This window comes from Paenibacillus sp. NRS-1760, from assembly GCF_050467785.1.
Classification (GTDB): domain Bacteria; phylum Bacillota; class Bacilli; order Paenibacillales; family Paenibacillaceae; genus Pristimantibacillus.
In genome coordinates this window covers 658,807-670,850 of sequence record NZ_JBITPK010000007.1, presented here as the reverse complement: position 1 = coordinate 670,850, position 12,044 = coordinate 658,807, and the positions used below count along the sequence as shown (strand labels likewise).

The 12,044-nt window shown below is 41.9% G+C and carries 9 protein-coding genes; 7 read left to right on the top strand and 2 right to left on the bottom strand.

Annotated features, from left to right (window positions below; translation table 11 throughout):
• Positions 1–47: 47 nt before the first annotated feature.
• On the bottom strand, positions 48–1,976 hold the full coding sequence (locus tag ACIFSR_RS06945; RefSeq protein WP_430056113.1) for an ABC transporter substrate-binding protein: 1,929 nt from the start codon (positions 1,974–1,976) through the stop codon (positions 48–50).
• Positions 1,977–2,298: 322 nt separating this feature from the next.
• Here ACIFSR_RS06945 and ACIFSR_RS06940 point away from each other — a divergent pair, with 322 nt between their 5' ends.
• On the top strand, positions 2,299–2,817 hold the full coding sequence (locus ACIFSR_RS06940; RefSeq protein ID WP_339206105.1) for a TetR/AcrR family transcriptional regulator: 519 nt from the start codon (positions 2,299–2,301) through the stop codon (positions 2,815–2,817).
• A 237-nt stretch (positions 2,818–3,054) separates the two neighbouring features.
• Positions 3,055–4,035, top strand: coding sequence for an NAD(P)H-binding protein (locus ACIFSR_RS06935; protein ID WP_430056111.1), 981 nt, complete (start codon positions 3,055–3,057; stop codon positions 4,033–4,035).
• A 224-nt stretch (positions 4,036–4,259) separates the two neighbouring features.
• Here ACIFSR_RS06935 and ACIFSR_RS06930 read toward each other — a convergent pair whose 3' ends face one another.
• Entirely contained in the window at positions 4,260–4,889 is a 630-nt protein-coding gene (locus tag ACIFSR_RS06930) for a YfbR-like 5'-deoxynucleotidase (protein WP_339206107.1), read from the bottom strand.
• A gap of 257 nt (positions 4,890–5,146) precedes the next feature.
• Between ACIFSR_RS06930 and ACIFSR_RS06925 the strand changes: the two genes are divergently transcribed.
• The 5 genes from ACIFSR_RS06925 (at position 5,147) to ACIFSR_RS06905 (ending at position 11,998) form a co-directional block, all read left to right on the top strand.
• Positions 5,147–6,361 (top strand): MFS transporter, encoded by a 1,215-nt coding sequence (locus ACIFSR_RS06925; RefSeq protein ID WP_430056108.1) that lies wholly within the window; start codon positions 5,147–5,149, stop codon positions 6,359–6,361.
• 261 nt (positions 6,362–6,622) lie between these two features.
• Positions 6,623–8,362, top strand: coding sequence for a sensor histidine kinase (locus ACIFSR_RS06920; protein WP_430056106.1), 1,740 nt, complete (start codon positions 6,623–6,625; stop codon positions 8,360–8,362).
• A 28-nt stretch (positions 8,363–8,390) separates the two neighbouring features.
• Positions 8,391–9,965: a response regulator gene (locus tag ACIFSR_RS06915; protein WP_430056104.1), complete on the top strand. Its 1,575-nt coding sequence runs from the start codon at positions 8,391–8,393 to the stop codon at positions 9,963–9,965.
• A gap of 165 nt (positions 9,966–10,130) precedes the next feature.
• On the top strand, positions 10,131–11,051 hold the full coding sequence (locus ACIFSR_RS06910; RefSeq protein WP_430056101.1) for an ABC transporter permease: 921 nt from the start codon (positions 10,131–10,133) through the stop codon (positions 11,049–11,051).
• Positions 11,052–11,065: 14 nt separating this feature from the next.
• Positions 11,066–11,998, top strand: a complete 933-nt coding sequence (locus ACIFSR_RS06905) for a carbohydrate ABC transporter permease (protein WP_430056098.1) — start codon at positions 11,066–11,068, stop codon at positions 11,996–11,998.
• Positions 11,999–12,044: the final 46 nt, after the last annotated feature.

Below are 12,044 nucleotides of genomic sequence, written 5' to 3'. Positions count from 1 at the left end.
ATGCGTGGTTGTTGGCTTTTTTAGATTACGCAAGTTATAGTTCAACCTTATTTCTGCGACTGCTCTACCTGTGCAATTAAAGCATCTACGGCTTCATCCACGAGGTCAGGACCATAATTCCATTTATTACGGGTTATGTTTAAGACACGATTATTTTTTACTGCGGGAATGGCTTTATAGAGAGGCTCTTGGAATAGCTTTGTCATCTCTTCCAGCTCATCATCCTTCATTTGTGTGAAGAAATAGTCGGCAGGCCGATCAGCCAAAGATTCCATCGACAACGCAGCGCCGCCGTCTGCAAATTTCTCAAACTGCTCTGGCATTTGGAAGCCTAAATCCTCATAGATCAGCTTGCCCAAAGTACCGCCTTTGCCTCCCAATAGAACCTCGCCCTTATAAAGAATGAACGTGATGGCGGTTGTACCTTCTTTAATGTTTATATTGATCTCATCTCGGATACGCTCAAGCTTCTCCTCGAATTTAGAAATCCATGCTTCCGCCTCTGGCTTCCGGTTCATGACATCGCCCATCGCTCGGAGCGTATTGATGACATCTGGATCGCCGCCCCATGCTACGGCAACCGTTGGAGCTATTTTCTGATAAGTTTCGTAGATTTCAGCGCTATGATAGTCTGGCAGTATAATGATGTCTGGTTGTAGGGCAGATATAGCCTCTGCATTGCCAAGTCCATCACCAATGCTTTCGGACTCTGTCATGGTGTCTGGATATTGTTCAAGTGTACCTTGATCGACCCCAACTGGCTCTAGTCCTAGCGGGAGCAAATAACCACCGTATGTAATGACGACAGCCTTGCTCGGCTTAACGGGGATAGTCACTTCTCGCCCTAATGCATCCTTATAAACCCTAGCCTCTGCTGGCAATGTATCTGTACTTTCACTTTGCTGCTTATTATTGCCTTCCGTAGACTGCTGCACATTTGAATCTGAACCACCACAAGCAGCAAGCAGCAACGATAGGCTAAACAATAGCGTTACAGCAAAAGAAGGCTTAAAACCAAAACTCATTTCATCCACTCTCCAAGCATCTTGTTGATAATGATTATCACTATTAACAATATAACCTTCTTCTAGGGAGGGAGCAATGAACGATTCGGGCATAAAATTTGTGCGAACTGAACTTTTTAAACCGAGGTTATGCATTTTGAACTGAGCTGGTGTCTCGCCAGTTTGCTTTTTGAAAAGGCGGCTAAAATAATACATATCTGCATATCCGACACTGTAGGCGATATCACGAATGGTCACCTCTGTTTCATTTAGCAAAAACTTAGCCTGATTCATACGTGTCTGAACGAGATACTCCATAGGGCTGCATCCATATTTTCGTTTAAACACCCTGGAGAGGTAGTGTGTGCTGTAATGAAATATATTCGCGATCATCTCCATGGAGATCGTTTCGTGATAATGCGCATGAATATAATGAGCGATCTGTACAGCCAGATCTGGCGGGGCAGCTTCAGTATCAGCGATACGCAGCTGGCGGAACTGCTCATGCACGAATTGGTAGAAAAGGCCTGTCACCTGCAGTCGGTCCAGCTCTTCACTCAGCTTCCAATGCTGCTGCATAGACTCTAGCAGAGCAAGCAGAGACAAGGGGTGTTTTGCTTTAAAAGTATATTGCTGCCCAAATGGAGCATGCTGTTCAGCTTGTCTTTGCGTGGATTGAGTAGATAAGCCGCGCATAGGTTTATATAAAATAAGATAGTAGTCAAAAGGACGGCTCAGACAGCTGATATTCAGCGTAGCGCCTTTGCCGCCGTGCAGCAGCAGGGAATTAGAAGATTCGACAGCCATTCCATCAAGACATATTTTAGCCTCACCTTGGTTAGTGAAGATAAAAGCATTTGCTGGAAGGCGGTAAGCTTGCAATTCCTCACCTGTCTTCATTGCCAAATGCCGAATATCAAGCACTTTAACCGGCGTTTGGCTCCATATTGTGATAGTCTCATGCCATTCCATAACCACACCCCGTGACGGATTACATAGAATTATTTTACTAGTGAGAATACATATCATTTATAATATATAATCATATCGTACCCCATTAAGCGCGTATAGAGAAAGCAGGTGGGTACAGCAATAATGGGTTATTCAAAAACGAAGATAACAGTGGATATGCAGCTGTTGTCTTCGTTATTTCAATTTCATTTGATTGAACCCATGTGTTTAAATTGCAGCCTAGCTAAAAAGCTATTGCATTCCTTCAAGCGATAAGTTATGATCAATTCAGTTAGTGATTGATCAATTACTAACAAGTGAGCACTTAAAGGTGGAAGATACGATGGAAAAAAATACAGCAGCGTCCGTTAATCGCCGTACAGATATTATTGCTGCTGCGATTGAAGTTTTCGCTGAAATTGGATATTATCGCGCGACAACAGCAAAGGTTGCTGAACGTGCTCAAATATCACAGCCGTATGTTTTTCGTTTTTTTGCAACGAAGGAAATTCTGTTGAAGGAAGCTTTGGAGGTTTCATGGACACGCATCGTAGTTGCATTTCGCAGCGTGATCGAGACAGCGGGACCTGATCAGCTTGAGAAGGAGCTTGTTGAAGCTTATATAGAAGTCATGAAATCGTATCAGAATGAAACGCTGCTGCTAATGCAGGCTCAGACGATAAAAGACGAAGCGATTGTCGAGGTTATGCGAAATGGATACCGTGAAGTGCAGCAGTTAGTATTAAACGCATTCCAGCAAGCTGGGCTTGAGAATCCGAAGGATAAAACGGTTATATTTTTGGCTAGAGGCATGCTGTGTAATGTCTCGATGGCGCTATCCTTGCCGGAGTTAATGTATTAGAGCTGAATTTTGGCTCTTTAACCTATTGATGTAATTAATCAATCAATAAATATTCTAGATCAATAAAATTACATTTAAAATACTTGGCATATTAGGGGCTACCGTGGCATCTAGATACAGACAGTGATAGAAGCTTCCCAAAGTAATTGATTTGTTATTTGTTTTTGAAGTCTTTGCATTGTCCGTACGCCAGTTTGTTAGTGATTGATCAATCACAAATTAGAGGAGTGAATAATAATGAAAAAAGCTATTGTATTAGGTGCTACCGGAGGTACTGGTGCTCCCATTGTTGAGGAGCTTCTAAACAGAGGAATCGAGACTACAGCATTCGGGCGGTCTCATCAAAAGCTGAAACAGCTTGCAATGGATTTAGGTAATCCTAAGCATTTATCTCTTAAAGTCGGAGATGTTTTTAATACCAAAGAGCTGATATCAGCTTGCGAAGGTCATGAGGTTATTTTTAGCTGCGCGAATGTGCCGTACAATGACATGCATACGAAGCTGATCCCTATGGGAGAGGCAGTTATGGAGGCCGCTAATCAGCTTGGTGCAAAAATCGTCGTTGTGGATGGCATTTATCCTTATGGGAGAAAAACGACTAATCAGGCAACTGAGGATCACCCTAAAAATCCGCACACTAAAAAAGGAAAGGTTCGACTGCAGTACGAGCAAATGGTGTTTAGCCCACGGTGGATTAAGGCGCATAAAATGATTGTACGTTTACCAGACTATTATGGCCCATCTGCAAACCAAGCATCCTATTTGGGATCCACTTTAGAGGGAATTGCGGCCGGCAAACCTTCCGTATTTATTGGAACGATGAAGGTTGCCCGTGAGTTTGTTTATTTGCCGGATGCGGCAATTATGATCGTAGAGCTGGCCATTAGGGAGGATGCTTACGAGCAGAACTGGCATATTCCAGCGTCAGGTGTCATCTCTGGCCGCGATTTTGTAAAGATAGCCCAGAGGGCAGCAGGTACGTCAAAACCAGTCATACCGCTTGGCAAAATGGGCTTATCGCTGCTCGGTTTATTTTCCCCAGTTATGAAAGAGGTCGTTGAGATGCTGTATTTAACTGAGGAACCATTCGTATTAAGCGGTGAAAAATATAAGCGGCTTGTCGGACCGATCCCTGCCACTCCATACGAGATAGGGATTATGGCTACAATTAATACGCTTATGAAACGGAATGAAGTAAAAGAGGCAATATCGCGTTGAGGCTAAAAAAGTACGGATTGAAATACGGCGAATTGTGGTTTTATACAACCACAGTTCGCGGCATTTAGTTAAAAAACAGAAGGGATAGTGGGTTTGATTTAAAAAGAGGGAAGATTAGTGGTAAATGAGGCGTGTTGCCATTTTGCAAGCTTTGACTACAGGCATATAAAAGGTGATGTATTGCTGAGGTTTATTACGGAATTTAACAGGAGTTGAAGTGAAAGCTACAGCTCTAAGGCTTCCTTTGTAATCTTTTGAATATCGACAGGACAATTGGAGCTTTCTTTCACGATGTCTGGTAAAATGTGCTCTAAAAAATAATCTACACAATGCAGCTTTATTTTTTTGATTTTGACGAGCGCTTCACGGTACATAACGACAAATTCCTTTTCGGTGTTGCCTCTTTGCAATTCCGTAAGCGCTTCGTAAACTTGATCAAGCTTATCGGCTACTTCAAGAATAAGGCCTTCGACGGATTCATCCTTGCCCTCGCGCAGTTGTCTGCGGAAAATAGGCTTAAATTCCTCAGGGATATTTTCCTCGATAAAAAGAGCGATCATGCCTTCCTCAACCTTTTGCAGCATGCCACGCAGTTCTAAGGAGTAATGTTTAACTGGTGTTTTAATGTCGCCAATAAATATTTCACCATAATCATGGCTGCTCGTAATTTCGTAAAGCTTCTTCCAGTCTATTGTGACGCCGTTCGTTTCTTCAATATCTGCTAATGTTTTGGCGTATTGAACAACCTTCCAAGAATGAGCGGATACACTGTGCTCTTCAAACTTAAATTTACCTGGGCAACGAATGATACGTTCGAGATCGTTAAGTGATTGAAAGTACGTATGAATTCCCATAGCATGCAATTCCTTTCTTTTTCCCAAAGATGATGTACAATGCGAGGCATTAGAGTTAGTATAAAGCTCATTTGTTAATGGACGATAAAATGAATCAGGTAATATATGTAATAACTAATAGGGCAAGCATTGATTTATTCTCTTGTCAGTATGACGTAATCCTGCTATTATCATAATGACTTATTAAAGATCTTTAATAAGTAGGCGTGAGCCTTCTTAAACAAATGGATGACGAACACCAAGGAGATCAGATAACGATGGCAACGTTCTTTTTAATTATTATTTATTTAGCTTTTATTAGTTTAGGTTTGCCGGATTCCTTGCTCGGATCGGCATGGCCTGTGATGAGAATGGATTTGAATGCGTCATTAGGAACGGCTGGGAGCATTTCTATGGTTATTGCAGCAAGCACGATCGTTTCGAGCTTGATAAGTGGTACCGTACTGCACCGTTTTGGCACGGGGAAGGTAACACTTGTGAGCTGCATCCTGACAGCAGGAGCTTTACTTGGTTTTGCATGGTCTCCTTCAATTATTTGGTTAATTATTTTTGCGATTCCATTAGGTATTGGCGCGGGCAGTGTAGATGCTGGATTAAACAACTATGTGGCTACCCATTACAAAGCTCATCATATGAGCTGGCTTCACTGTTTTTGGGGAGTAGGAGCTACGCTAGGTCCAATTATTATGGCTTCGTCTATCTCAGGTCAAAACCTTTGGAGAGATGGTTATCTCACGGTTGCAGCGATTCAGTTTGTTTTAGTCGTCATTTTATTTATTTCTCTTCCTTTATGGGATAAAGTTGCAAAAAGCAGCCATGTGATAAATGCTGAAGCTCAAAACGAGCTGCATGATCAGAAGTTGGAGCAGGCCGCTGAAAATAAGAAGCCATGGCAAATAAAAGGGGTCAAATTAGCGATGCTAACCTTTTTATTTTACTGCGGCATTGAAGCGAGCATGGGATTATGGGGAAGCAGCTTTCTTGTTAATATTAAAGATTTGCCTGCAGCGACAGCTGCACAATGGGTGTCATGGTTCTTTGTCGGAATTACAGTTGGTCGAATGATTACTGGTTTTATAACATTTAAAATGAGCAGTCGCATGCTGATTAGGTATGGCCAGCTGATTGCATTAATCGGAACAGTAGTGCTAGTGCTGCCGTTTCCATCTATCGTCTCGCTTGTCGGATTTATGATTGTAGGGCTTGGATTAGCTCCGATATTTCCGTGTATGCTGCATGAAACACCTGCGCGATTCGGGAAAAAGAACGCACAGTCTATTATGGGTTTTCAGATGGCTGCTGCCTATACAGGCAGTACGCTAGTGCCCCCTTTTCTAGGATTGCTTGCAACCAATACAACGATTAGTATTTTCCCATGGTTTATTATTATATTTGCGATTGCTATGCTCTTGTGTACGGAAAAATTAAACAACTTTTTGAAAAGACTGCATGTAGGAATAGCAGCGAAATAAGTCCCTGCATTAGGTGAGGCTTAAAGGAAGAAAAGAATGAATAAATAAGAGAATAAACTTAGAAACCACAACCGTACCTTGTTGTGGTTTTTTTGGCATTTTGCGATATCAGCCAGCATTTTTCTATTATTATCGTTCTGCAACCGATTGTATTTAATGAAGCCATACTGTAATATCTTTATTAATTATATGGATTTTTATTACAATAATATGAGGCTATCATTTTAAATTATTGTTAGAACGGGCTAAAGGCGGGAGAAAATGAAGAGATTCATTCCGAATAAAATGTATATTCCGTTTACGTACAAAATGATGATTCCGTATCTTATTCTTGTTCTGCTGACTGACGCTGTGATCGGATACATCTCCTATACGATGCTCATTGAGTCGAGAACAGAGATGGCAGAAACGAATATTCGGACGGCTATGAAGCAGACGAGAAGCAATATTGAATATCAGCTGGATGAGATCCAGCGAATGTCCAGTACACTTTTCAGCAGCATTACTTTTCAGAACGCTCTTCAGTTTGAAGGGGACCAGCTTGATATGATGCTAAAAATGAGGGATGATATTATTCCGCAAATGAAGGCGCCTCTCCTGCTGTATGGAAACAATATTAGACTGGCGCTCTATACGGTAAACGAAAATATGCTTGAAGTTTCGGGCGATGATATGGCCACCCCGATTGGCAGGCGTGACTATTATGTGCTTTCTCATCACAGTATAGAGAATACGGATTGGTTTAAATCCATTTCCTCTACATTCCAGGACCATCTATGGATTCAGGTCGATTCGGACCAGAAACTAAACAACATCTCTCATTTCCGTAGATTAGTCACATCCAGCGGCATTTCGTCTACGATCGGTTATTTGCGCGTTACGGCTCGCTTCGATGAATTGTTAGGCAATTTCGATACATTCCCAATCGAAGAGGGCATCAGCCTGCGATTAATAGACATGGCTTCTGGGCTTAATCTGTATGAACGAGGAAGCATAGATGAGAAGGCTAGCATGAAATCATATTTGAGTGTGAGGGAAGAGATTCCAGGAACAAATTTTGTGATCGAGACGTTGGTTCCTCATTCCTATCTAAATAAAGATGCGACCAGAATGAAAAAAGCGATAAGTACCGTTTGCTTCATCAGTTTCTTGGTTATGGCGTTTATCGGAGTGATAGTTGCCCGTCTGTCAGGGAAAAAGATGAAACGTATTGTAACGCTCGTGCAATCGTTTCAAGAAGGGAATTTTTATAAGCGAATTGGTTTTACAGGAAATGATGAATTTGTTCATATTGCAGATTCTTTTAATCAGATGGCAACCAGCATTCAGGACCTCATCAAAAATGTATATGTGCAGGGCATTCAGAAAAAACAGGCAGAGCTTGATGTGCTCCAAGCGCAAATTAGCCCTCATTTTTTATACAATACACTCTCGACGATCGGCAGCCTGGCTAACTTAGGGGAAGTAGATAAAGTAACAAAGATGGTGCAGGCGCTATCCAAGTTTTATCGGCTTACGCTAAATGGAGGCAATGTTTATATCACGCTTGAGAAAGAGCTTGAACAGGTGGAATCCTATCTAGACATTCAAAGAGTGAAGTATGCAGATACCTTTAAGGTGTATTTTGATATTGAGCCTGAAATTGCACATATCCCGGTTATTAAGCTGATTCTTCAGCCGTTTGTCGAAAATATTTTCAAACATGCTTGGTTTGGGGAAACGATCGCTATTCGTATTACAGGGAAACGTCTCGGGGATCATATAGAGCTGAAAATTATTGATAACGGGATCGGTATGAGACCGGAAACGTTGAAAAGAATGCTGGCAAGCACGATCCACTCGGATCGATACGGTCTGAAAAATGTAGAGGAACGTATCAAGCTAAGATACGGTAAGGACTTTGGCATTCATATCGGCAGCATATATGGAGCAGGAACGACGGTGCAAATTATTCTTCCGATCGATGAAGAAATCATTGAAGATTTGGAACCGCTGTCATAATGATGCGCCAGAGGAGGAGAGTACCGACATGGATATCAGCATCCTATTGGTAGACGATGAAGCAATAGATTTGGAGTGGTTAAGGCGCCGGGTAGCGGGCAATGAACAGCTATCCCTCCAAGATGTAGGAACGGCAATCAGTGGATTTGCAGCTTTGAAGATCATGGAACAGAAGCGCATCGATCTTATTTTGTCCGACATTCGAATGCCGATCATGTCTGGAATGGAGTTTGCTCGCAAGGCAAAGGAAATTAATCCTCAGGTTCATATTATTTTTATAAGCGGACATCAGGATTTCAGTTATGCTAAAGAGGCCATTCAACTGAATGCCAGCGGTTATTTGCTTAAGCCTGTAGATGATAGTGAGCTCAACGACATGCTCGTTCTCATTTGCTCTAAGATTGAGAACGAACGACAGCAGAATATGGCCTTGTCTGAAACCTTATCGCTAGTAAATCAGGAGCTGCTGCTTCGCTGGTTTAATGAAGCAACGCCAGGTCAGGTTGAAGCACATATTCATACGATCTTATCGCCTCTCCTGCAGCAGGGAGCTTCTGTCTCGATTATTGAGATTGATGATCTTGCATGGAAGCTTAAGGAGAAAAGTGAGGAAGAGCGGCGATTGTTTATGAATCAGATCACCCTCTTTATTCGCAATTTTGCCTTGGACAACAACTTGGGCAGTATAATGACAAGCTATGATTACCATTATGTTCTGCTGGCTGCTGTTCAAGAGGAGTACATGACGGCGCTGCTGGAACAACTCGTTCGGCAATTTAATGTGACGTTCTCTTGCTCCATTACGATTGGAATGGGCATGTACACCAATGATATCGCTAAGCTTCATGACTCTTATCGGCAGGCGAAAGCAGGATTAAGCATCAAATGGATCATGGGCAAAAATCGAATCATTCAAGGCGCTTTCCAGTGGAGCCCTAAACAATCGGCCGCATCAAATTTTGAAGAGGTTGTTGATGTTATGCTTCGAGCGATGCTGGAGTATGACCTGACGACCATTGACGACTGTTTGCTTCAGCTCTTAAACGGTGAAAAACCACTGACCCAGAAAAACGATATTTATGATCTCATTATTCGTATTACCTCCAAGCTCCATGCTGATTTGCAGCAAATGAATGAACATATGTACGAAATGCTGAAATGGGAATCTCATCATCCGATTATTTTGTTTGAATTTGAAACTGTGCATGATATCCTCTCTTGGCTGAGGAGACGGTTCTTTGAACTATCTGAACTGCTGTATTTAAAGAAGCAGCGGCAGAAGCGCAAGCTGATTGATCAAATTACAGCCTATATCGAGCAGCGATTGGATCAGAAAATAACGCTCAATGAGGTTGCCGCCCATTTTGACTTCACACCAAATTATTTGGGACAGCTTTTTAAAACAGAGACGAACATACTATTCAGCGATTATCTCAATCAATTGCGAATGGAGCGGGTGTGCGAGCTATTAAAGGACCCGGCAAAGAAGGTTTATGAAATTGCCGAGCAGGTCGGCTATAAAAATATTATTTATTTCAATAGACAATTTAAGCAAGCGATGGGGCTGTCACCTGGAGAATATCGAAAAAAGCATAAAATTTAGAGGAAATAATTTAAGGCTCAAGTCGAAAACAGGCGTTGGGCTATTTTTTTTGCAAAAGATATGCAAATCGTTGATTTAGTATTGGTTTTAGTTGTTTCCCATAATTAATTTATTTACCGCTGCTTTCTATAATAAGTGTACATAGAGAAGAGAGGGGCAGTGTTGATGATTCGACATCGATTTTGGAATGATCTGAACAAGTATAAAGTAATCCTTTTCATGCTGGCGCCTGCCGTTCTATTTTATCTCCTGTTTGCCTACATTCCGATGGTCGGCATCATTCTTGCTTTTAAGCATTATGATTATGCGGGCGGTGTGTTTGGAAGTCCGTGGAATGGCCTCGACAACATTCGCTTTTTCTTCGAATCGGGTGATGCTTGGCGGGTAACAAGAAATACGGCGTTGTACAACATAGCTTTTATTGTCGTAAACAACTTACTGCAAATGTTCGCAGCCATATTTTTGTTTGAGGTTGGCGGCAAATGGTTCCGTAAAATTACGCAAACGGTTATTTTTCTCCCATACTTCATCTCTTGGGTCGTAGTTGGAGCGATTGCCTACAATTTATTGAATAGTGACATTGGTACGGTGAACGTCCTGCTGAAGAGCTTTGGGATGGAGCCGCTCGACATTTATAATACACCTGAATATTGGCCGTTTATACTCGTATTTGTCTCCGCTTGGAAGATGCTTGGTTATGGAACGGTAATGTATTTGGCAGCCATTACGAGCATTGACACGGAAATGTATGAAGCTGCTGAAATTGATGGCGCTAATATTTTCCAAAGAATGATGCGAGTCACGATTCCGAACCTGTATCCGACCATTATTATTTTAGTCTTATTGGCAGTCGGCAACATCTTCCGCGGCGATTTCGGCATGTTCTACAATATGGTTGGCAATAACGGGGTGTTGTTCTCCTCCACAGATGTCATCGATACCTTCGTATTTAGGTCACTTATCACAACCAACGAGATCGGAATGTCAGCGGCGGCAGGCGTATATCAGTCTATACTTGGCTTCACGACAATCATGCTAGTCAACTATGCTGTTCGTAAATATGATAAGGATCGCGCATTATTCTGAATGGGGGTCAAGACATGAATGCATCCGGCTTGAGTTTATCTAAGAAAGCAGTCAAGGCTGCTAAAATAAAAAAAGTGGATCAACGGTTATTTTATGCGATTGGCTATACCGCGCTTGTGATGCTGGCCTTGTTATGTATCGTTCCATTTATCTTGATTTTATCGTCATCCCTAACGGATGAGAGCAAAATTGTTGTGGACGGGTTTCAGCTTTTCCCAAGCGAATTTTCATTGGAAGCTTACAAAATACTTTTCAAATACCCGGATCAAATGATTAATGCCTACATCGTAACAATAGCTGTTACCGCGATTGGCACGATAGCTGGTTTGTTTCTAACGTCGATGACTGCTTATTGTCTAAGTAGAAAGGATTTTAAATGGCGTAATCACTTTTCGTTTTATTTCTTCTTCACCACGTTGTTCAGCGGCGGACTTGTTCCTTGGTATCTGCTCATCGTCAACTATCTCCATATGAAGGATACCGCACTAGCTTTAATAGTCCCGCTGTTGTTCAATGTTTTCTACATTATCGTGATGAAGTCATTCATGAGCGGTATACCGGAAGCGATTACGGAGTCAGCAAAAATAGATGGCGCAGGCGATTTTCTAATCTTTATGCGTCTTATTCTTCCACTATCCAAGCCAGCTTTGGCTACAATAGGTTTGTTCTTGGCACTCGGATACTGGAATGATTGGTATAATGCGCTGTTATTTATTTCGAATGAGAAATTAATGCCGCTTCAGTACTATTTGTACAAAATGTTAGGCAATATGGACGGCATGCGCAAGGCGATGATGGGATCAGGTGCGGTTGTTACGACAAGCCTTCCGACAGAGGGTTTAAAGATGGCGATGACGATCGTAGCAAGCGGACCCATTCTAATTGCTTATCCATTCGTTCAAAAATATTTTGTTAGAGGTTTAACGATTGGCGCTGTAAAAGGATAGTTCCAGGCAATCCTGGTTTATCAATATATGAATTGGGGGTCTCCAG

Coding starts and splice junctions, on each gene's coding strand:
- ACIFSR_RS06945 (WP_430056113.1), bottom strand. CDS start 1,976: ATGGAATGGCATGAGACTATCACAATATGGAGCCAAACGCCGGTTAAA.
- ACIFSR_RS06940 (WP_339206105.1), top strand. CDS start 2,299: ATGGAAAAAAATACAGCAGCGTCCGTTAATCGCCGTACAGATATTATT.
- ACIFSR_RS06935 (WP_430056111.1), top strand. CDS start 3,055: ATGAAAAAAGCTATTGTATTAGGTGCTACCGGAGGTACTGGTGCTCCC.
- ACIFSR_RS06930 (WP_339206107.1), bottom strand. CDS start 4,889: ATGGGAATTCATACGTACTTTCAATCACTTAACGATCTCGAACGTATC.
- ACIFSR_RS06925 (WP_430056108.1), top strand. CDS start 5,147: ATGGCAACGTTCTTTTTAATTATTATTTATTTAGCTTTTATTAGTTTA.
- ACIFSR_RS06920 (WP_430056106.1), top strand. CDS start 6,623: ATGAAGAGATTCATTCCGAATAAAATGTATATTCCGTTTACGTACAAA.
- ACIFSR_RS06915 (WP_430056104.1), top strand. CDS start 8,391: ATGGATATCAGCATCCTATTGGTAGACGATGAAGCAATAGATTTGGAG.
- ACIFSR_RS06910 (WP_430056101.1), top strand. CDS start 10,131: ATGATTCGACATCGATTTTGGAATGATCTGAACAAGTATAAAGTAATC.
- ACIFSR_RS06905 (WP_430056098.1), top strand. CDS start 11,066: ATGAATGCATCCGGCTTGAGTTTATCTAAGAAAGCAGTCAAGGCTGCT.